18 protein-coding genes are annotated in these 20,093 nt (G+C 70.7%); 13 read left to right on the top strand and 5 right to left on the bottom strand.

Going from position 1 to position 20,093, the window contains the following annotated elements; genetic code table 11:
* Positions 1-134: 134 nt before the first annotated feature.
* Positions 135-1,541 carry a metallopeptidase TldD-related protein gene (locus tag AB0J33_RS18770; RefSeq protein ID WP_363615109.1) on the bottom strand — a complete coding sequence of 469 codons (1,407 nt, stop codon included), beginning with the start codon at positions 1,539-1,541 and terminating at the stop codon, positions 135-137.
* Between the two features lie 120 nt (positions 1,542-1,661).
* Positions 1,662-3,098 (bottom strand): TldD/PmbA family protein, encoded by a 1,437-nt coding sequence (locus AB0J33_RS18765; protein WP_363615107.1) that lies wholly within the window; start codon positions 3,096-3,098, stop codon positions 1,662-1,664.
* Positions 3,099-3,483: 385 nt separating this feature from the next.
* On the opposite strand from AB0J33_RS18765, the gene AB0J33_RS18760 reads away from it, so the two are divergent.
* The 5 genes from AB0J33_RS18760 (at position 3,484) to AB0J33_RS18740 (ending at position 9,620) form a co-directional block, all read left to right on the top strand.
* The gene (locus tag AB0J33_RS18760; RefSeq protein WP_363615221.1) at positions 3,484-4,539 is read left to right on the top strand and encodes an ABC transporter ATP-binding protein; all 1,056 of its coding nucleotides are present in this window, start codon (positions 3,484-3,486) and stop codon (positions 4,537-4,539) included.
* A 55-nt stretch (positions 4,540-4,594) separates the two neighbouring features.
* A complete protein-coding gene (locus AB0J33_RS18755; protein ID WP_363615105.1) occupies positions 4,595-5,695 on the top strand; it encodes a dipeptide ABC transporter ATP-binding protein in 1,101 nt (366 codons plus the stop codon).
* Positions 5,692-6,699 carry an ABC transporter permease gene (locus tag AB0J33_RS18750; RefSeq protein ID WP_363615103.1) on the top strand — a complete coding sequence of 336 codons (1,008 nt, stop codon included), beginning with the start codon at positions 5,692-5,694 and terminating at the stop codon, positions 6,697-6,699. Before AB0J33_RS18755 ends, AB0J33_RS18750 begins: the two co-directional genes overlap by 4 nt.
* A gap of 10 nt (positions 6,700-6,709) precedes the next feature.
* On the top strand, positions 6,710-7,696 hold the full coding sequence (locus AB0J33_RS18745) for an ABC transporter permease (protein ID WP_363615101.1): 987 nt from the start codon (positions 6,710-6,712) through the stop codon (positions 7,694-7,696).
* Positions 7,697-7,877: 181 nt separating this feature from the next.
* The gene (locus tag AB0J33_RS18740; protein WP_363615099.1) at positions 7,878-9,620 is read left to right on the top strand and encodes an ABC transporter substrate-binding protein; all 1,743 of its coding nucleotides are present in this window, start codon (positions 7,878-7,880) and stop codon (positions 9,618-9,620) included.
* A 98-nt stretch (positions 9,621-9,718) separates the two neighbouring features.
* On the opposite strand, the gene AB0J33_RS18735 is transcribed toward AB0J33_RS18740, so the two are convergent.
* A complete protein-coding gene (locus tag AB0J33_RS18735) occupies positions 9,719-10,471 on the bottom strand; it encodes an XRE family transcriptional regulator (RefSeq protein ID WP_363615219.1) in 753 nt (250 codons plus the stop codon).
* 143 nt (positions 10,472-10,614) lie between these two features.
* Between AB0J33_RS18735 and AB0J33_RS18730 the strand changes: the two genes are divergently transcribed.
* From AB0J33_RS18730 to AB0J33_RS18710, 5 genes are all read left to right on the top strand, one after another.
* On the top strand, positions 10,615-10,779 hold the full coding sequence (locus tag AB0J33_RS18730; protein ID WP_363615097.1) for a hypothetical protein: 165 nt from the start codon (positions 10,615-10,617) through the stop codon (positions 10,777-10,779).
* Positions 10,769-11,941, top strand: coding sequence for a helix-turn-helix domain-containing protein (locus tag AB0J33_RS18725; RefSeq protein ID WP_363615095.1), 1,173 nt, complete (start codon positions 10,769-10,771; stop codon positions 11,939-11,941). Before AB0J33_RS18730 ends, AB0J33_RS18725 begins: the two co-directional genes overlap by 11 nt.
* 285 nt (positions 11,942-12,226) lie before the next feature.
* The gene (locus AB0J33_RS18720; RefSeq protein WP_363615093.1) at positions 12,227-12,877 is read left to right on the top strand and encodes a DUF998 domain-containing protein; all 651 of its coding nucleotides are present in this window, start codon (positions 12,227-12,229) and stop codon (positions 12,875-12,877) included.
* Between the two features lie 27 nt (positions 12,878-12,904).
* On the top strand, positions 12,905-13,282 hold the full coding sequence (locus AB0J33_RS18715; protein ID WP_363615091.1) for a YciI family protein: 378 nt from the start codon (positions 12,905-12,907) through the stop codon (positions 13,280-13,282).
* Between the two features lie 37 nt (positions 13,283-13,319).
* Positions 13,320-14,558, top strand: coding sequence for a sigma-70 family RNA polymerase sigma factor (locus AB0J33_RS18710; protein ID WP_363615089.1), 1,239 nt, complete (start codon positions 13,320-13,322; stop codon positions 14,556-14,558).
* A gap of 32 nt (positions 14,559-14,590) precedes the next feature.
* Here AB0J33_RS18710 and AB0J33_RS18705 read toward each other — a convergent pair whose 3' ends face one another.
* Positions 14,591-15,493 (bottom strand): NADP-dependent oxidoreductase, encoded by a 903-nt coding sequence (locus AB0J33_RS18705; protein WP_363615087.1) that lies wholly within the window; start codon positions 15,491-15,493, stop codon positions 14,591-14,593.
* 108 nt (positions 15,494-15,601) lie between these two features.
* Here AB0J33_RS18705 and AB0J33_RS18700 point away from each other — a divergent pair, with 108 nt between their 5' ends.
* The gene (locus AB0J33_RS18700) at positions 15,602-16,000 is read left to right on the top strand and encodes a helix-turn-helix domain-containing protein (protein ID WP_363615085.1); all 399 of its coding nucleotides are present in this window, start codon (positions 15,602-15,604) and stop codon (positions 15,998-16,000) included.
* Between the two features lie 100 nt (positions 16,001-16,100).
* Positions 16,101-16,880, top strand: coding sequence for a hypothetical protein (locus tag AB0J33_RS18695; RefSeq protein WP_363615083.1), 780 nt, complete (start codon positions 16,101-16,103; stop codon positions 16,878-16,880).
* A gap of 45 nt (positions 16,881-16,925) precedes the next feature.
* Here the strand turns inward: AB0J33_RS18695 and AB0J33_RS18690 are convergent, their stop codons facing one another.
* The gene (locus AB0J33_RS18690; RefSeq protein ID WP_363615081.1) at positions 16,926-19,070 is read right to left on the bottom strand and encodes a prolyl oligopeptidase family serine peptidase; all 2,145 of its coding nucleotides are present in this window, start codon (positions 19,068-19,070) and stop codon (positions 16,926-16,928) included.
* 86 nt (positions 19,071-19,156) lie between these two features.
* On the opposite strand from AB0J33_RS18690, the gene mshB reads away from it, so the two are divergent.
* On the top strand, positions 19,157-20,083 hold the full coding sequence (gene mshB, locus AB0J33_RS18685) for an N-acetyl-1-D-myo-inositol-2-amino-2-deoxy-alpha-D-glucopyranoside deacetylase (protein ID WP_363615079.1): 927 nt from the start codon (positions 19,157-19,159) through the stop codon (positions 20,081-20,083).
* The last annotated feature ends 10 nt before the right edge of the window (positions 20,084-20,093 follow it).

Here is a 20,093-nt window from a genome sequence, read left to right as displayed (position 1 = left end):
CCGGATCGACCGACGCAGCTAAGTGACACACGTTACGCCGATCTCTGCGAGCCGTACGCGCAAGGGAGTCCCCCGTGTGTCTGGCCTGCGAAAAAGCCCCCGGCAAGCCGGTCGATGCCGCGTCGACGAGAACGTCAGCCGGACGCGCCTCCGGTGAAGTGCCAGGACGCCAGCCGCAGCGAGGGCGCCGCCCACCAGGCACCGTCCACCCGATCCGGTTGGCGCACCGGCCGCGCGCCCAGCCCCAGCACGGCCCCCGGCCCGAGCGCCCGCGGGTACGACTCGGTGAACCTCAGGTCACGGACGGCCCGGACGACCGTGCCATCCTCGATCAGCCAGACGCCGTTGCGGGTCAGCCCGGTGACGACGAGGCTCTTCGGGTCCAGCACCCGGGTGTACCAGAGGTCGGTGACCAGCAGCCCTCGGCGTACGCCGGCGACCAGGGCGGCGGTGTCCGCGTCGACGACCGCGCCGGCCGCCACGCCGGTGGTGCTCCGGCCCGTCGCACTGGCCGGGCCCGCCGCCGCGCCGGCCAACCGCAGATTGCGGGCCATCGGCCCCCAGGTGGCGCCACCCGCGATCGCATGGCCGGTGGACTCCGCGCCCGACTCCGCGGCGGTACGCCGGTCGTGTGTCACCGCCCGGGTGGTGCCCGCCTCGACCAGCGTCAGCGCCCGGCGCCCGGTGCCCTCCGCGTCGAACGGCAGCCCCGACGCGCCCAGCGGATCGTCCACCAGGGTCACCGCCCGGTCGAACTGGGCCGCGCCCGGCTCCGCGAACGACTGCCGCTCCGCGTACCGCTTGCCGTTGAAGCCGTAGAAGGACAGGTTCTGCAGGAGGTCCGCCACGGCCGCCGGCTCGAACACCACCTCGTAGCGCCCCGGCGGCAGCTCGACCGGGTCGGCCGCAGCCTGCGCCTTCGCCGCAGCCTGCGCGCCCAACTCCGCGCCGTCGAGGTCGGACAGCCGGTCGGCGCAGCGCCGGGCCACCCCATCCGCGCCGTCGCGACGGGCGATGCCGTCCATCGCCGCCTCCACCGAGCGGCCGTACGCCGAGTGCCCGGCCGAGTTGGCGAACGCCGACGAGCGGTGCGCGGTGCGGCAGTAACCGGCGGTGCTCAAGCCACCGGCCGCGGCCACGAACGCCCCCACCCGGTCGGCCCGCTGATCCGGCTCGGCATGTGCGGTGGCCTCGTCGACGGGCGGCGCGTCGGGAATGGGCGTGGGTCGGGTCAACCCCGTCCATCCCGGGTCGGGCGGGCAGAGGCGTGCCGCCGCCAGGGTGCGCTCCACCAGGGCGCCCAACCCGTCCGAGGTGGCCACGCTGCCGCTGCCGGCGGCCGTCCGACCATCGACGTGCACCCGCAGTCGAACCCCGACGGTCGACTCGGAGACGTTCTGGTGGATGCCCGAGTTGGCGAACCGGGTCAGCGCCAGATCCGCCCGTGTCACCACCGCCTCGGCCTGCGCGGCCGACCCGCCGAACCGGCGAACCAGCTCCACCACCTGCCCCGCCAACTCCAGCTCCGTCTGCCCACTCACGCGGAGCCACCTTTCGTTCGCGACTGCGGGGCTCGCAAAATCGGCTCACTCCTCGCGCTCACGCGGAGCCACCTTTCGTTCGCGACTGCGGGGCTCGCAAAATCGGCTCACTCCTCGCGCTCACGCCGAAACTCCCACCCGGACGTTGCGGAACCGGGCCGGCGCGGCCGGGTGGCCGGTGTGCCCGATCTGGCCGGGCTGGCCCTTGCCGCAGTTGGGCGTGCCCCAGGAGACCGTCTCGCCGGAGAGCATGTCCATCGAGCGCCAGAACAGCGGGCCGATCCCCGTGTACGTGGGGTTGCGCAGCATCCGCCCCCGCCGCCCCTTCTTGATCTCCCAGCCGACCTCGCAGCCGAACTGGAAGTTGAGCCGCTTGTCGTCGATCGACCAGGACCGGTTGAGGTCCATCAGCACGCCGTCGTCGGTGGCCGCGATGATCTCCTCCAGGGTGTGCGGGCCGGGTTCCAGGCCGACGTTGGTCATCCGCACCATCGGCAGCCGGGCCCACCCGTCGGCCCGTACGCTGCCGCCGTAGTCGAGGCTGGCCATCGCGGCGGAGTCCCGGCCAGCCAGCACACCCACCCAGCGACCGTCGCGGACCGCGTCGCGCTTGACCGCCGGGGAGCCCTCGTCGTCGAAACCGAAGCTGCCCAGGGCACCCGGGATCGTCGGGTCGATGGTGATGTTCATCAGCTCGGAGCCGTACCGCAGCGAGCCGAGCTGGGCCAGGTCCAGCCAGGACGTGCCCGCGAACGCCGCCTCCCAGCCGAGGATCCGGTCCAGTTCGATGGCGTGCCCGACCGACTCGTGGATCTGCAGGGCCAGCTGTTCGCCACCGAGGATCAGGTCCGTCTCGCCGGCCGGACAGGGCGGCGCGGTGAGCAGCGCCCGGGACTCCTCGGCGATCTGCGCGGCGTGCGCGGCCAGGTCGAGCGACTCGACTAACTCCCACCCGGTGGTGCCGTACTGCCCGCGGTAGCTCGGCCAGGACCGGCGCTGCGTCTCGCCGTCGCCGATCGAGGTGGCCGAGATGCCGCCGCCGCACTCGCGGATCCGCTGGTCGATCCGGTGGCCCTCGCTGGAGACGAACCACTTCTTGGTGTCCCAGACCTGGTACAGACCTTCGGCCAGGTCCGCGCCGTGCTCGGCCATCGTGCGGGTCGCGCCGACCAGCAGATCGCCCTTGTCCGACAGGGGCACCCCGAGTGGGTCGATCTGGCAGCCGGACGCCCAGCTCGCCGTGACGGCTTCGACCGGCACCAGGTCGACCGGAGGGCCGGGCACCCGCGCGCTCGCCATCGCGGTCCGGGTCGCGCGCCGTCCGGCGTCGCGGGCGGCGGCATCCGACAGATCGGGTACGGCGTGGAAGCCCCAACTCGCCCCGACCAGCGCTCGGACGCCCAGCCCGATGCTCTCGTCCTGGGTCAGCTCCTCGATGTCACCGTTGCGCGCGGTCATCGACTCGTAGCGGCGGTGCATCACCCGGGCGTCGGCGTACCGGGCGCCCGCGTCGAGGGCGGCCTGGACGGCGGCGGTGGCCGCGTCGAACTCGGTCATGCGACCGACCCTAGGCCAGCCGACCGACACCCGTCAGGGGACCTCGCCGAGGGCGAGGAACTCCTCTTCGGTCCACGGACCTTCGTGATCGAACACCCCCGCGGTAATGGGTCACCTCCACCTCGTGCCAGGGGAATCCGCTGCTGGTCGCTCTCGCCGTGGTCGCACCTGAGGTGCGGTTTCGGCATGAACAGCCGTGGATGGCGAGGCGGCGGGGGTGCGGGGCCGATGCCGACTCGTTACGCTCGGGCCCGCTGACACGTGCCGACTTTGTAGCTTATTTTCACCCTCGGGACTTTGCTGTAAGTTCCCTTCGTCACTGAGGGAGGTGGCCGTGGACAGCTCGGAACCCTCGCCGTCCGGGGACCCGGACGACCGTCCCACCGTGCCGGCGCAGCGCGCCGACGAGGACGCCTACCTGCGGGTGGACGACCTTCGGGTCCGGTTCGACACCGAGGACGGCGTGGTGCGCGCGGTCGACGGGGTGTCGTTCGCCGTCGAGCGGGGCCGCACCCTCGGCATCGTCGGCGAGTCCGGCTCCGGCAAGAGCGTCACCTCGCTGGCCATCCTCGGCCTGCACGACCCCAAACGGACCACCATCACCGGGGAGATCTCCGTGGGTGGCCGGCAGGTGGTCGGCCTCGCGGACGAGGAGGTACGCCGGCTGCGCGGCCGGGACATGGCGATGATCTTCCAGGATCCACTGTCGGCGCTGCACCCGTACTACACGGTGGGCCGGCAGATCGCCGAGGCGTACCGGGTGCACCACCCGAAGGTCAACCGGCGCGAGGCCCGCCAGCGGGCGGTCGACATGTTGGACCGGGTCGGCATCCCGCAGCCGGCACGCCGCTTCGACCAGTACCCGCACGAGTTCTCCGGCGGCATGCGTCAGCGGGCGATGATCGCGATGTCCCTGGTCAACGACCCGGCGCTGCTGATCGCCGACGAGCCGACCACCGCGCTGGACGTCACCGTGCAGGCGCAGATCCTGGACCTGCTCGCCGACCTCCAGGCCGAGTTCCACTCCGCGATCATCCTGATCACCCACGACCTCGGCGTGGTCGGCCAGGTCGCCGACGACGTGCTGGTCATGTACGGCGGGCGTGCCGTCGAGCGGGGCAGCGTCGAGCAGGTGCTCCGCGCGCCGCAGCATCCGTACACCTGGGGGTTGCTCTCCAGCGTGCCGTCGCTGCACGGCGACGCGGACGCGGACCTGGTGCCCATCCCGGGCAACCCGCCCAGCCTGATCAACCTGCCGTCGGGCTGCGCGTTCCACCCACGCTGCCGGTACGCGGACCGCGCCGGCAGCCGGTCGCGCAGCGAGGTGCCCGAACTGCGCGCCGCCGGGGCCGGCGGCCACCTGGTCGCCTGCCACCTCAGCGCCGAGGAGCGCGCCACGTTCTACGCCGAGGACGTCGCACGAGTGGGGGTGGCTGTGTGAGGGCGAGGAACGCAGCGCAGCGGAGTGCCGCAGTCCGGAACGGAGGACTGTGGAGATGACCGACGAGCCACTGCTGCGGGTACGCGGCCTGAGCAAGCACTTCCCGACACGGCAGGGGCTGCGCGCCACCGGTCTGGTCCGGGCGGTGGACGGGCTCGACTTCGACGTGCGCCCGGGCGAGACGCTCGGCCTGGTGGGGGAGTCGGGCTGTGGGAAGACCACCACCGGCCGGATGCTGGTGCGGCTGCTGGAGCCGAGCAGCGGCAGCATCGAGTTCGACGGGCGGGACATCACCCACGCCAGTCGGCGGGAGCTGCGCCCGCTGCGCCAGGAACTTCAGATCATCTTCCAGGACCCGTACGCCTCGCTGAACCCCCGGCACACCGTGGGCCGGATCGTGGCCATGCCGTTGCAGGTCAACGGGATCAAGCCGCCGGGCGGCATCAAGGGCCGGGTGCAGGAGCTGCTGGAACTGGTCGGGTTGAACCCGGAGCACTACAACCGCTACCCGCACGAATTCTCGGGTGGGCAACGCCAGCGCATCGGCATCGCCCGCGCGTTGGCCCTGCGGCCGAAGCTGATCGTCGCCGACGAGCCGGTGAGCGCGTTGGACGTCTCGATCCAGGCGCAGGTCGTCAACCTGCTGCGTGACCTGCAACGGGAACTGGGCCTGGCCTTCGTGTTCATCGCGCACGACCTGGCGGTGGTCCGGCACTTCTGCCAACGGGTCGCGGTCATGTACCTGGGTCGGATCGTGGAAATCGGCGACCGGGCGGACATCTACGAGCGCCCGCAGCACCCGTACACCCGGGCGTTGCTCTCGGCGATCCCGGACGTCACCCAGCTCGGCCCGGCGGGTCGGATCCGGTTGACCGGTGACGTGCCCACCCCGCTGGACCCGCCCTCGGGCTGCCGGTTCCGCACCCGCTGTTGGAAGGCGCAGGACATCTGCGCCACCGAGGAGCCCGCGCTGGTCCCGCGCGACGGAGGTAACCAGGCCACCGCGTGTCACTTCCCCGAAAGGGGAACGGCCAGCACGAGCCCCGAAAGGGGAACGGCCAGCACGAGCCCCGAAACGGGACCCGCCAGCACGAGCCCGGAGAGTGGGGCGCCGATCGGGGCGGCCGACACGACCGTCGAGGAGGTGTCGTCGTGAGCCTGTCCCCGGTGGAGGGTGTGGCGCTGGCCGAGATCGAGTCCGGCACGGAATTGGGCGGGCCGGCCACGAAGGGCGTCGTCGGCCGCTCGCCCGGCCAACTCGCCTGGCTGCGGCTGCGCCGTGACCGGACGGCGATGGTCAGCGGCGTACTCCTGGTGTTCTTCCTGCTGTTGGGGTTGTCCGCCCCGTTGATCGAGATGGTCTACGGGATCGGCCCGCGCGAGCAGTTCCAGAACCTGCTGGACGGCTTCGGCATGCCGCTGGGTTACGCCGGCGGCGTCAGCGGCGACCACTGGTTCGGTCTGGAGCCGGGGCTGGGCCGGGACATCTTCATCCGGCTGATCTACGGGCTGCGGACCTCGCTGTTCATCGCGTTCGCGGCGGCCCTGATCACCGCGACGATCGGGGTCGTGCTGGGCGCCCTCGCCGGCTACCTCGGCGGCTGGCTGGACGCGGTGATCAACTGGATCACCGACCTGACCCTGGCCATGCCCTTCCTCATCATCGCGCTGGCGCTCACGCCCACCCTCACGTTGCGCTTCTACGGTGAGCGGGGGCAGGTGTCGTCCGCCTTCGGGGTCGGTGTGCTGATCGCCGTGTTCGCCATCTTCGGCTGGACCAGCACCGCCCGGCTGGTGCGCGGTCAGGTGATCGCGCTGCGCGAGCGGGAGTTCGTGGAGGCCGCCAAGGCCAGCGGGGCCGGGTTGGGTCACATGCTCTTCCGGCAGCTGTTGCCGAACATCTGGGCGCCGATCCTGGTGTCGTTCTCCCTGGCGGTGCCGCAGTTCATCACCAGTGAGGCCGCGCTGTCCTTCATCGGCGTCGGTCTCAGCGACGAGACGCCGAGCTTCGGCCGAATGATCTACCGCAGTCTGGACTTCCTCCAGACCGACCCGGCGTACGTGTTCTTCCCGGGCATCACGATCTTCGCGCTGGTGTTCGCCTTCAACCTCTTCGGCGACGCGTTGCGGGACGCGCTCGACCCGAAGTCGTCCCGGTAGGGGTGGACTCATGTCACGATTTCTGATCAAGCGGCTCTTCTCCGCAACGCTGACCCTGTTCGCGGTGAGCGTGCTGACCTTCCTGATGTTCTTCGCCCTGCCGCGCGACCCGGTCAGCAGCATCTGCTCGAAGAACTGCAACCCGGAGCGGCTGGAGCGGGTCCGCGACGACCTGGGCCTGAACGACCCGCTGATCAGCCAGTACGCCGGCTACATGAAGGGCATCGTCACCGGCAGGGACCTGGGCAGCGCGCAGGGCGGCCGGTGCGACGCGCCCTGCCTGGGCTGGTCGTACGTCACCAACGAGGCCGTCTCGGACACCATCGCCCGGGTGCTGCCGGTGACCCTGAGCATCGTGATCCCGGCGGCCATCCTGTGGTTGCTGCTCGGGGTCGGGCTCGGCATGATCTCCGCGCTGCGTCGGGGCACCTGGCTCGACCGGCTGGCCATCGGCTTCTCGCTGACCGGCGCCTCGTTGCAGCTCTACTTCGTGGGTGCGGTGCTGCTGCTGGTGTTCGTCTACAACCTGCGGATCCTGCCGGTGCCCAGCTACACCTCCATCTTCGACAATCCGGCGAAGTGGGCCAGTGGGCTGGTGCTCGCCTGGGTGGCGCTGGCCTTCCTCTTCTCCGCCATCTACGCCAGGTTGTCGCGGGCGCAGATGTTGGAGACGCTGTCGGAGGACTTCGTCCGGACCGCGCGGGCCAAGGGCCTGTCCAAACCCAAGGTGTACGGGCGACACGCGCTGCGCGCCGCGATCACTCCGGTGGTGACGATCGCGGGGCTCGACGTGGGCGGGGCACTGGGGGGCACGGTGATCACCGAGACGACGTTCGGTGTCCAGGGGTTGGGGCGTACCGCGGTGGACGCGGTGCGCTCGGGTGACCTGCCCACCATCATGGCCACCGTGCTGATCGCCGCGGTCTTCGTGGTGCTGGCGAACGTGTTGGTGGACCTGCTCTACGCGACCATCGACCCGCGGGTGCGGCTGCGCTGAACCGTTCGACGTCCAGCGGGTTGCTGGTTGCTGCTGGCTGGTGGCGGGTGGCTGGTGGCTAATGGCGAAAGTTATCGACAACTGTTACACAACTCGTAGGTTTTCTTCCTTACGATCCTCGGGACGTCGGCGGTTCTCGCCCCGACGAAACCGCACGGCACATGGGTGAAGGAGGTACTTCATGCGACCACGCGTGGCGGTTGCCGCAGGCGGCGCGATCGCTCTGGTTGTGGCATTGGGTGCGTGCTCGAAGAACACGGGCGAGGGCACCACGGTCGACAACGAGCGGCAGCAGACCGGGGTCATCGCGACCGATCCCAAGGACTCGCAGGGCCCGGCGGCCGAGGTGAGTGGCGCTGCGAAGGGCGGCACTTTCACCATCATCCGGGAGTCGCCGATCTCGCACCTGGACCCGCAGCGGACGTACTCGTTCGCCGGCCTGATGACCAACCCGCTCTTCGCCCGCTACCTGACCACCTGGAAGGACGACGGCAAGGGTGGCCTGGTCCTGGTGGGTGACCTGGCCGAGACGCCGGGCAAGAACGTCAACAACGACTGCAAGGTCTGGGAATTCACGATCAAGGACGGAGTGAAGTTCGAGGACGGCCGACCGATCACCTCCAAGGAGATCGCGTACGGCATCGCCCGGTCCTTCGACCCGGACCTCTCCGGCGGCCCGACCTACATCCAGGAGTGGCTGGCCGACACCGCGCAGTTCGACACCAAGTGGGACTTCAAGAAGAACAAGACGTCGCTGCCGCCCGGCCTGAGCACGCCGGACGCGAAGACGCTGCGCTTCGAGTTCGCCAAGCCCCGCTGTGACCTGCCGTTCGCGGTCTCGCTGCCGACCACCGCACCGCTGCCCGCCGACAAGGACACCGGCGTCGACCTGGACAAGCAGCCGTTCTCGTCCGGCCCGTACAAGGTCGCCAAGAACCAGGTCGGTGTGCAGATCACCCTGGACCGTAACCCCAACTGGGACCCGAAGACCGACCCGGTCCGGCACCAGTACCCGGACCAGTTCGTGTGGAGCTTCGGCCCGACCGCCGACGCCGCCAACAACCGGGTGATCGCCGACAACGGCGCCGACCAGAGTGCGCTCGCCTTCAACACCGTGCCCGCCTCGCTGGTCGCCAAGGTGGCCGGCGACGCCACGCTCAAGTCGCGCAGCATCCTCTCCCCGACGCCGAGCGCCAACCAGCTCGTCATCAACAACCAGCGGGTCACCGACCTCAAGGTTCGCCAGGCGCTCAACTACGCCATCGACCGCGAGGGTTTCATCAAGGCCATGGGCGGGCAGACCGTCGCCGCCCCGCTGACCACGCTGATGCCGCCGGCCACCATCGGCTACAAGGCGTACGACGCGTACCCGGCGGGCGCCAACGGCAACGTCGACAAGGCCAAGGAACTGCTCGGCGGGCAGACTCCCGAGCTGGTCCTCGGGGTCGCCGACAACTCCACCGAGCAGCAGCAGGGCGCCCAGCTCAAGGCGAACCTGGAGCGGGCCGGCTTCAAGATCACGCTGCGGAACATCTCCGACGACGCGAAGCTCGACGAGATCAAGAAGAAGAACAACCCCTGGGACCTGTACATCGGCAACTGGGCGGCGGACTGGCCGAGCGGGGCGTCGATCCTGCCGGTGCTCTACGACGGCCGCACCATCAAGGCCGAGGGCAACAGCAACCAGTCCTACTTCAACGACCCGACGATCAACGCCGAGATGGACCGGATCTCGGCCCTGCCCGCCGCTGAGCAGGGCCCGGAGTGGGCCAAGCTCGACGAGCGGATCATGAAGGAGCACGCGCCGGTGGTGCCGCTCTTCGTCGACGTGGCCTACAACGTGCACGGTTCCAAGGCGGGCGGGATCTTCATCTCCAGCGTCTTCGGCTACCCGTCGTTCGTGAACGCGTACGTCAAGCAGTAAGTCACACCGCAGACCAGCAGGGTCCCCTCCCGACAGCGCCGTCGGGAGGGGACCCTGCTGCGCTGAAGGACGACAATCGCGTGACGGGAGCACCGCTCCTATTCGGGCGACGTGTTGTATTGGTCGAGCGTCGCCTTGGACGTGGAGGCATCCCGGAAAGTCAGCTCCCAGGGGCCGGTGTTGACGTCCATGCCCTTGCCGAATCCAACCCATTTCCCGGCCATCCGTCGGCCGGTGGGCTCCACCAACAGCTGGATTGCGCCGTGGTATCGGGCACCCCGGTAGTAGCCGGTGGGATCGGTCTGCTCTACCCACGTGCCGGTGACCACAGAACCATCCACGGTGAGATCCATCGACAGCGACGATGCCGCCGAGCCGGGCAGGCTGCGCACGGTCAGTCGGTCGCCGTGCTGGAGTACGACCACGAAGTGCTGTCCGGCGAATGACTCTCCCCGGCCGCTGGAGTGGTATTGGTAGCGGCTGAGCCAGACGCCCTCGTACGACCCGTGGACTGCGAGTGGCTTGGGTGTTGGCGTGGCCAGGTTGGACATGGGCGAGGTCAGGTCGTGGCCACCATGTTGGTCATCGACGACATGCCCGTTGGGTATCGCGGCGAAGCCGAGCAGTGAGACCGGCAGACCGGTGACGACCTCCAGGGCGCGGGCGTACACGGGCCGCGGGGCGGCGATTGCGCCCGACTCCCAGCGCTGGACGAGTCTCTTGTTGGCATCGTTGGGCTCGCCGACGCGGCGGCCGGCGGCCTGGAGCGCGCGGGCGAAGTCGTCCTGACTCATGCGCATCCCGGTGCGAACCGCGCGTAGGGCGGTGTTCGGGGCATTCATGTTGGCCACAATAGCGATGTGTCGTCTGAATGTCGCCTTCAATGTGCCCGGTATGCCGCATCCTGTGCCGTCGCGCCCGACGACGGTTAGGCGTCACTGTGGATGGCACGCGACGGCCGGGCCTGCCGGTGCGCCCAGCAGCGGAGGTGATGATGTCCAGTTCTGACGACGAGTCGATCAGCCAGGGCGAGCAGATCGACGCGGCCGAACGGGAGGACGCAAAACGCCGGTTGCTCGCGCGGGCCGAGGCTGAGCGGATACCGACCGAGGAGACGACTCGGGCGGTGCCGGATCGGCGGTGGCGTCGTGAGCCGTGACCCGGTGCCGATCGGCCGACGCGTCGCCTACCTGCGGGTGCGGCGCAGGTTGTCGCAGCAGTCGTTCGCGGATCGGTTGGGAAAGTCGAAGAGCTGGGTGGACAAGGTCGAGCGCGGCGTCCGATCCCTGGAGCGGCTGTCGACCATCCGGGAAATCGCAGCGGTGCTGAGGGTCGATCCCGCAGCGCTGCTCGGTCGTGACGTTCAGCCTGCCGAGGTGGCCGAGCGCAGCGAGGGCGTCGCGCGGATTCGGGCCGCGCTGTCCGCGTACCCGATGGCTTTTGGTCGTCAGGCGGACCGCGCGGTGATGCCGCCCGATCGGTTGGCTCGGGAGGTGCGGCACGCGTGGACGACCTACCAGCACGCCCGATACCCGCGCCTTGTCGAGCTGCTGCCCACGGTCTTGACCGAGGTTCACCGCGCCCACGGTCAGCACCCGGAGGCCGGGCGGACAGCGGTGGTGGAGATGGACCGGGTGACGGCGGCGGTGCTGGTGAAGCTGGGCGAGGGGAGTCTCGCCTGGTTGGCCGCTGACCGGGCGATGTCCGCCGCTGCTGGTGACCGCGTGTTGCTGGCCTGCGCGGCGGTGCAGCTCGGCGAGGTGTTGCGGGGATCGGCGCGGGCAGGGCCGGTAATGCTGGCCGCCGCTTCCCAGATCGCCGCTGGCACGCCGGAAGCGCTGTCACTGCGGGGATCGCTCCTCCTGCAGGCCGCTCTCATCGCGGCCAGGGCGGGTGACGACCGGACGGCCGGACGCCTGCTGGACGAGGCTGCCGAGTTGGGCGACCAGGTGGGCGACGGGCACGACCACTACCGGACGGCATTCGGGCCGGCGGCCGTCGAGGTGGCGCGGGCCGCCGTCGCCGTGGAGTTGGGCGACGGGCCGGAGGCGGTCGCCCGGCACGAAAAGGCGATTGGGAGGGACGGGTGGCGGTGGCTGCCGGTCGAGCACCGGGCCGCGCATCTGATCGACGCGGCGCGCGCCTACCTTCGGACGGACGACCCAGCCAACGCGGCCCGGGTCCTGGTGCGGGCCGAGCGCATCGCGCCCGCCGAGATCAGCCACCGGCCGGCCGCCCGGGACGTGGTCGCCCAGGTCGCCCGCCACTCGGCCGCCCCCGCCACGGTTACCCAGCTCGCCATCAACCTCGGAGTGCTGTGAGCATGACGGCCACTATCGTCCGGGCTGTGGCAGCCAGAGCAGCGGGAGCGGCGGCGGCCGTCGGTCGCCTCCGAAGGGACGGGTGCCCTGTTGAGCGATATACCTCAGAGGCATAGATATGACTCTGAGGTATATCGCTCAACGACACATCGACATTCCGGGCCAGCCGAAGCGCGGGCGAGAGGTCCGGCATCGGCGCGATGTGGCTCAGCTCACTCCTGCTGGGTGTCAAGGTTCGTGGTGTGGCAGCGAGGTAGCGGCAAGCAGCCACCACGGAGGAATTTCATGGCCACCCTCGCCGCCACCGTTCCCACCCGCCGCCACTCGTCCCAGCGCCTGCTCCTCGCCGGCAGCCTCGCCGGACCGTTCTTCTTCGCCTCGGCAGTGACGCAGATGCTCACCCGGGAGGGCTACGACATCACCCGGCACCCGATCAGCCAGCTGGCCACCGGAGGTCTCGGCTGGATTCAGATCACCACATTCGTGCTGGCCGGCCTCGGCGGGATCGCCCTCGCCGTCGGTGTCCGGCGCACGCTCACCCACGGCACTGGCCGACGTGCGCTGCCAATCCTCGTCGGGATCTTCGGTGCCGGGCTCGTCGCGGCCGGGGTCTTCACCATGGATCCGGAGTACGGCTTCCCGGTGGGAACTCCGGACGGGCCGGTCGACGAGATGTCCTGGCACAGCATCGCGCACTCGGCGGCGGCCGCCATCGCCTTCACCGCGCTGGCCGTCGCCGCCATCGTGCTGACGATCCGTCACATCCGCCGTCGGGCCGTCCTGCTGGCGGTGCTGAACGGCCTCGCCGCGCTCATCCTGCTGATGCCGATGTCACCGAGCCGCATGAGCATCCAGATCGCCGTGAACGGCCTGGTCGCCTTCACCTGGACGACGGTCGTCGCCCTCTCCCTACGCCGTTCGAGCCGATCGGCGTAGCGTGGCCCGAACCCCACGAGTACGAGGATGACCATGAAGTATCTGCTGCTCAGCTACACGCCGACCGCAGCCTGGGACGCCGCGACCGCCGACACCCCGTCCGAGGAGGCGCTGGCCGCGTTCGCCGCGTACCAGCGGTTCGAACAGGAGTTGATCGAGACCGGCGAGTTCGTCAGCAGCGAAGGGCTCGGCCACCCGGTGGTCAGCACCACGGTCCGCAAAACCCCGACCGGTGTGGTGGCGACCGACGGCCCGTTCGTCGAACTCAAGGAGGTCCTGGCCAGCTTCGCGATGATCGACGTGGGCAGTCAGGAGCGTGCCGTGGAGATCGTCTCCCGGATGGTCGAGGTGCTGGGCGAGCCGATGGAGATCCGGCCGATCATGGGTGCGGACTTCGCGGCATGACTGCCCGGATCCCGCGTCACCGAACGGCAGTTTCGGCGTGACGCCGGACGTCGAGCACCTGCTGCGCGCCGAGGCGCCGCAGGTCCTCGGCGCGCTGGTGCGGCGCTTCGGCCACTTCGACGTGGCCGAGGACGCGGTCCAGGAGGCGCTCCTCGCCGCAAGCAGGACGTGGCCGGCCGACGGGGTGCCGGAGAACCCGCGCAGCTGGCTGATCCGCATCGGGTACCGGCGGATGATCGACCTGCTCCGCGCCGACCAGGCTCGGCGCCGCCGCGAGCGGCACGCGGGCATGAGTGAGCTGGCGATGCAGGATCCGGCCCGACGGGCGCGCCCTGCGGTGGACACCGACGAGAGCCTCACGCTCTTGCTGCTCTGCTGCCACCCCGCGCTGAGCCTCACCTCCCAGGTGGTGCTCACCCTGCGGGCGGTCGGCGGCCTGACGACCACGGAGATCGCACACGCCTACGGGACGGCCGAGAACACCATGGGCGCCCGGATCAGCCGCGCCAAACAGCAATTGGCCCGCGCAGGCGCCCGGTTCACCCCGCCGACCGATGCGGACCGCGACAGCCGGCTGAACGCCGTCATGCAGGTCCTCTACCTGGTCTTCAACGAGGGCTACACCGCCTCCACCGGGGACGAACTCACCCGCGTGGACCTGACCCGCGAGGCGATCCGGCTGACCCGCATGCTCCACGACGCCCTGCCCGACGACTCCGAGGTGACCGGGCTGCTCGCCCTGATGCTGCTGACCGAGTCGCGGCGCGCTGCCCGTAACGACGGCGACGAACTGGTGCCACTGAACGGGCAGGACCGGACTCGCTGGGATCCCGAGCTGATCCGCGAGGGCACCGAACTGATCGACAGCGTCTGGCGGCGGCGCGAGGTCGGCACGTACCAGTTGCAGGCGGCGATCGCGGCCGTGCACGTCGCTGCCGCGTCGGCGGACCAGACGGACTGGCCCCAGATCGCGGCGCTCTACCGGGGACTGGAACACCTCAGCCCGACCGCGCCGGTGCGGCTGAGCCGGGTCGTCGCGGTCGCGCACGCGTACGGGCCGGACCGAGGGCTGGCCCTGCTCGACGACCTCAACCGGGGCTACCACCTGGACGAGGAACCGCTGACCCGGCAACGCGAACGCGCGATCCGCGCACATCTGCTCGAGATGACCGGTGACACGGCCGGTGCGGCGGCGCGGTACCGCGAAGCAGCCCTGCTGACCCAGAACCGCGTCGAACAGCGGTACCTCCAACGTCGAGCCCACCGCCTCGGCTGACCGATCCTCGGCCCGAGCTTCCCGGCTGCGGATCAGGGGACCAGCACCACGCCACCGCGCACGCGGCCTTTGGCCAGCCGCTCGTGGGCGGTCGCCGCGTCGGCGAAGGGGTACACGTCAGCGACCCGGAGCGGAATGTCGCCGCTGGTGACGAGTGCGACCAGTTCGCCCAGCCGTATCCCGTCCGGTTGCACCTCCAGCGCGACGGTCCGGATCCCACGCACCGGCTCCGGGCGGAGCGGAGGTGACGCGGCCACGTAGCCGCCGCCGTCCCGGACGAGGTCCAGCAGCGCGGGGCCGATGACCGCCAGGTCGATGACGGCGTCGAACGTGCCCGTCGGATCGTCGGCGCGCGACAGGAACGCCGCCCCCAGCGACTCGACGAACTCGCGGTCGTCGACTCCGGCGAGCCCCGAGGCGTGCAGACCGGCCGCCCGCGCCAGCGCCAGGACGAACCCGCCGACCTGCCCGGCGGCGCCGGTGACGAGCACCGCCGAACCCGCCGGGAGCGCGAGCAGGTCGAGTGCCTGGGCGGCGGCGAGGCCATTGGTCGGCAGGGTCGCGGCTTCGGTGGCGGAAACGCCGGCGGGCGCGGCGGTCAGCAGGGCCGCGTCGAGGACCACGTACTCGGCGTGGGCGCCGACCGTGGTTTGCAGCCACGGCGAGAAGCCGATGACCTCGTCGCCGATGGCGAGCTTCTCCACCGACGGGCCGACCGCGTCGACGCTGCCGGCGACGTCCCAGCCGGGCGTGTAGGGCAGACCGGTCGGCAACGGGGCCGGGAATCGGCCGGAGCGGACCATCAGATCGACCGGATGGACAACTGACGCCGCGACCCGCACCCGCACCTGCCCCGGCCCCGGCTCGGACACCGGAACGTCGGCCACGTGCAGGACCTCCGGCCCGCCGAACTTGTCATAGCTGACTACGCGCATCGCCCGTCTCCTTCGTGGGATTTCGTGATCACCACGACCGTACGAATCATCGGGCACTGTGAGAAAGTAGGTACCGCAAAGTGCCTAGGGCACCAGAGGAGGGGCACGATGGCGACGTCGACCGCGGCGCAACGCCGTGAACAAACCAAACGTGACTACGACGCGTTCCTGGAACAGTGCCCGACCCGGGAGTTGCTGAGCAGGCTCACCGACAAGTGGGTCGCCCTGGTGATCCCGGCGCTCGTCGACGGCCCGCAGCGGCACGGCGAACTCGCCCGTCGCGTCGCCGGCGTCAGCCAGAAGATGCTCACCCAGACCCTGCGGACGCTGGAGCGCGACGGCCTGGTCACCCGCACGGTCACCGCCTCGGTGCCGGTCCGGGTCGACTACGAGCTCACCCCGCTCGGCCACGAACTGTTCCCGGTCATGATCGCGATCAAGAACTGGGCGGAGACGCACATGGACCGCGTCTTCGAAGCCCGGACCCAATACGACGCACGCGCCTGAAACCTACGGCCGCCGGTTGGGTGGGCATACTTGTGGGGTGCGAGGGCGTCAAGGGGCATCGATGCGCGGTGACAGGTGGAACGGTGCCGTCCTGTGTACGGTGGCGATCCTGGCCGCGATGCTGTTCACCGGCTGCGACGCGGACGAGCAGAGCGAGCCGCAGCGGAACGACGGGTCGATGAAAGAGGTGCTCAAGGAGTACCAGCCCCGCTTCGAGCAACGGCGCGCGGCGCTCGTCGCGGCGGTGGCGAAGGTGCCGGAGAAGCACGTTGGCAAGGCATCGTGTGCCCGGAGGCTGGACCCGCGGCCGGAGTTCATCTGGTTCGACCCCACCACCCGAGCCTCGCTCAGCTACAACAGCCCGGACAAGGGCGGAAACGTCGACATCGCCGCGACAACCGAGGCCGGAACGCCGGAGCGGATAGTGGACAATCCCGGGTCGACCCTGAACACGTTCGCCGTGCCGCCGGGCTGGCTTGTCCGCGGCCTGTGGATCACCGGCCCGCAGGGACCACTCGGCACCGACGAATTCAAGGTGACCAGCCAGTACGGCGACGAGCCATACCTCGGGGTCGAGAAGGATCCGGTCCAGAGGCTCCGGAAGATCCTCGACCTCGGGCTGCACAAGCGCTACATGCTGCTGTACCGCGTGACGACCTTCGCCTTCCCGGACGCCGAGGGCGAGGACAATGTGCGGGCCGACGTGTTCCTCGCCGACCTGGAAAAGGGCGACCTGCCCTGCCAGTTGGTCGCGGACGGCCACAGCTACGACGTGCGGGGTGGACTGGTGGAATCTGTCTCACGCACGCCGTACGAAGACATGCAGACCACTTTCCAGATCGACATCAGCGACAAGCTGAGGTCCCTGACCCGCCCTTGACTCCCGATCAGTCGGACAAGGCCCCACGACGGCATCGACGACTGATCACCGCAGGTGGGTACGGAGGAAATCCAGCTCCAGGGGGAGTAGCCGCTCGGCGGTGCCGTTCGCGGCCAGGTGGGTGGCCCCGGTCAACGGCAGCACGGAGTGTGGTCGGCCGGTGCTCAACAGGGCCGCGGAGAGCCGGAGCGTGTGCGCGGCCACCACGTTGTCGTCGGCCATCCCGTGCACCAGCAGCAACGGGCGGGCCTGGTCCGGCCCGGTGACCGGCTCGGCGGCCAACTCGACGAGCGAATGGTGCGCGTAAATGTCCATGCCGTCCTCCGGCAACCCCAGATAACGCTCGGTGTACGCGGTGTCGTACAGCGCCCAGTCGGTCACCGGGGCACCCGCGATCCCGCACTTGAACAGCTCCGGGTGGCGCAGCACCGCCAACCCGGCCAGCCACCCGCCGAACGACCAACCGCGTACCCCCACCCGACCCAGGTCCAGGTCCGGGTGCTTGCCGGCGAGGGCGGTCAGCGCGTCGATCTGGTCGGTCAGGATCACGTCGGCCACCCGCCGGTGGATCGCCTTCTCGAACGACGGTGCCACGCCCGGCGTACCCCGGTTGTCGATGGTGACCACCGCGAACCCGGCGTCGGCCCACCACTGCCGCTCCAACCACGCGGCCCGCGCTGCCACCACCTCCTGGTGCCCCGGGCCGCCGTAGATGTCCAGCAGCACGGGCAGCCGCCGGCCCGTCACGTGGTTGTCCGGGTAGAGCACCGCCGCCGGCAGCCGCCGATCGGTCACCCGTTCCAGTAGCGGCAGCGGAGAGTAGGGCGGGGTGGCGGCGAACGACCGCAGCTCGGCGATCTCCTGACTGCCGCGACGCACCGTCCAGCGCACCCCGGCGTGATCCAGCGAGGAGACGCCGACCGCCAACACGTCCCCGCCCACCGCGGCGGTGTACCAACCGGAGTCGGTGGTGAGCCGGCGTGCGTCCACCCCACCGCCGATGGTGGTGCGGACGCGGAACAGGTGTCGCTCGCTCGGCTCGCCGTCGCTCGCCTCCACCAGCAGGTCGGCCGGGCCGCTGACGGCCGGCAGTCGACCCACCACCCGCCGCACGTACAGCGACGGTGGGGTGAGCAGGGTGCCGTCCGCGAACAGGCACCGGGCGTCGTACCCGTCGTGGGCCAACTCGCCACCGACCAGCACCCGGCCGTCGGGCAGGTGCGCCGGCGTACCGGCGATCGGCTCGACCCAGCGGGGATCGGCCAGCTCGGCGTGCACCTGGGTCTCACCCGTTCGCGGGTCCACCGCCAGCACCAACCCGTGCTGCTGCGAGCGACGCAGCACGGTGATCAACGGGCTGCCCTCGCCCCAGCTGACCCCGGTCAGGTACGGGTACGTCTCCCGGTCCCAGTGCACGTCGACCCAGCCGTCGTCCAGGTCCAGCAAATGCAGGCTGACCTCCGCGTTCGGCCCGCCCGCCCGGGGGTACGCGACGGCCGTCGGTGGGCTGGCCGGCTGCGCCGGGTCGTGCAGGTGCCACCGCTCCAGCCGGGACTCGTCGACCCGGGCGGCGAGCACCGAGCGGCCGTCCGGCGCCCACCAGTAACCGCGGTACCGGCCGAACTCCTCCGCCGCGATGTGCTCGGCCAGCCCCCAGCTGACCCCGGCGTCCTCGCCGGCCAGCAGAGTGTCGGTGCCGTCGGGGTCGATCACCCGCAGCTCGCCCCGACGCACCCCCTCGGCCGCGTCCGTCACGTACGCCACCCGCTGCCCGCTCGGGTCGGGACGCGGGTCCAGCACCGGGCCGACGGCCTCGACCTCCACCACGTCGCCGTGCACCAGGTCGGCCCGGAACAGCCGCCCGGCCAGCGCGAACACCGCGACTCGCCCGGCCGCGTCCAGCGCGTACGAGCCGATGCCGGCGGCGCTGAGCCGCAGCCGCTCACGCAGCGCGCGTTCCCCGGGGCTGAGGGACCGGACGTCGCCACCCTCGCCCAGCAGGGTCGCCGGGTCGGCGACCAGCCGCTCCTCGGCGGTGCCCACGTCCAGCAGCCAGAGCGCGTCCGCCGGGTCCTCGGGGCCGGCGGAGCGCAGGAAGATCACCCGGGAGCCGTCCTCGGCCACGGAGACAGCGCGTGGCGCGCCGTGGCTGAACCGGTGGGTGCGGGCGGCCAGCTCCGGAAAGTCCACACGCCAAATCGTAGAGCGGGAGCGGGGGTGATGTGGCCGACCTGGGCGGACGCGTCAGCGTCAGCGGAACCCGACCGCCGGTTAGAGTGACCGTCGTGACGATGCTGCCCGACCGCCGCCTGCTGCTGGTCCACGCGCACCCCGACGACGAGTCGATCGGCACCGGCTCGACGATGGCCCACTACGCCGCGAACGGCGCGCACGTCACGCTGGTGACCTGCACGCTCGGCGAGGAGGGCGAGATCCACGTGCCCGCGCTGGCCCAGCTGGCCGCCGCCGAGGCCGACCAGCTCGGCGGGTACCGCCTCGCCGAGCTGGCCGCCGCGTGCGCCGCGCTCGGCGTCACCGACCACCGCTTCCTCGGCGGCGCCGGCCGTTACCGCGACTCCGGGATGATGGGGCTCGCGACCAACGAGCACCCCCGGGCCTTCTGGCAGGCCGACCTCGACGAGGCCGCCGGGCATCTCGTCGAGATCATGCGGGAGGTACGCCCGCAGGTGCTCGTCACCTACGACCCGAACGGTTTCTACGGTCACCCCGACCACATCCAGGCGCACCGGGTGGCCATGCGCGCCGTCGAGCTGGCCGCCGCCGAGGGTTGCGCCCCGCTCAAGGTCTACTGGACGGCCATGCCGCTCAGCGTCCTGGAGGCCGGCATGACGCACTTCGCCGAGTCGTCCGACAACCCGTTCGGCGGCATCGAGGACATCGCGGACCTGCCCTTCGGCACCCCGGACGCCCAGATCGCCGCCCGGATCGACGGCACCGACCAGCACCAGGCCAAGGAGGCCGCGATGCGGGCGCACGCCACCCAGATCCCGGCCAACTCCTGGCTCTACTCGATCGCCGGCAACTTCGGTGGCGAGTTCATGGGCCTGGAGTACTTCACCCTCGCGGTCGGCGAGAAGGGCCCGGGCACCGGGCCGTACGGCTGGGAGGACGACCTCTTCGCCGGTCTGTCCGCGGAGAACGCCCCGGACCGGTCCCCGGTCGCGGCGGCGGGTCTCCGGTGAGCCTGCCCGC

This window comes from Micromonospora sp. NPDC049645 (assembly GCF_040675155.1).
In the GTDB taxonomy this organism is placed as follows: domain Bacteria; phylum Actinomycetota; class Actinomycetes; order Mycobacteriales; family Micromonosporaceae; genus Micromonospora.
The sequence above is the reverse complement of the archived record's forward strand: the minus strand, read 5'-3'. Positions and strand labels throughout refer to the sequence as shown.

Bases quoted from the DNA above. Each gene is read 5' to 3' on its own strand.
- AB0J33_RS18705 (WP_363615087.1), bottom strand. From the start codon at position 15,493: ATGCGCGTAGTCAGCTATGACAAGTTCGGCGGGCCGGAGGTCCTGCAC.
- AB0J33_RS18740 (WP_363615099.1), top strand. From the start codon at position 7,878: ATGCGACCACGCGTGGCGGTTGCCGCAGGCGGCGCGATCGCTCTGGTT.
- AB0J33_RS18765 (WP_363615107.1), bottom strand. From the start codon at position 3,098: ATGACCGAGTTCGACGCGGCCACCGCCGCCGTCCAGGCCGCCCTCGAC.
- AB0J33_RS18715 (WP_363615091.1), top strand. From the start codon at position 12,905: ATGACCATGAAGTATCTGCTGCTCAGCTACACGCCGACCGCAGCCTGG.
- AB0J33_RS18745 (WP_363615101.1), top strand. From the start codon at position 6,710: ATGTCACGATTTCTGATCAAGCGGCTCTTCTCCGCAACGCTGACCCTG.
- AB0J33_RS18720 (WP_363615093.1), top strand. From the start codon at position 12,227: ATGGCCACCCTCGCCGCCACCGTTCCCACCCGCCGCCACTCGTCCCAG.
- AB0J33_RS18730 (WP_363615097.1), top strand. From the start codon at position 10,615: ATGTCCAGTTCTGACGACGAGTCGATCAGCCAGGGCGAGCAGATCGAC.
- AB0J33_RS18700 (WP_363615085.1), top strand. From the start codon at position 15,602: ATGGCGACGTCGACCGCGGCGCAACGCCGTGAACAAACCAAACGTGAC.
- AB0J33_RS18755 (WP_363615105.1), top strand. From the start codon at position 4,595: ATGACCGACGAGCCACTGCTGCGGGTACGCGGCCTGAGCAAGCACTTC.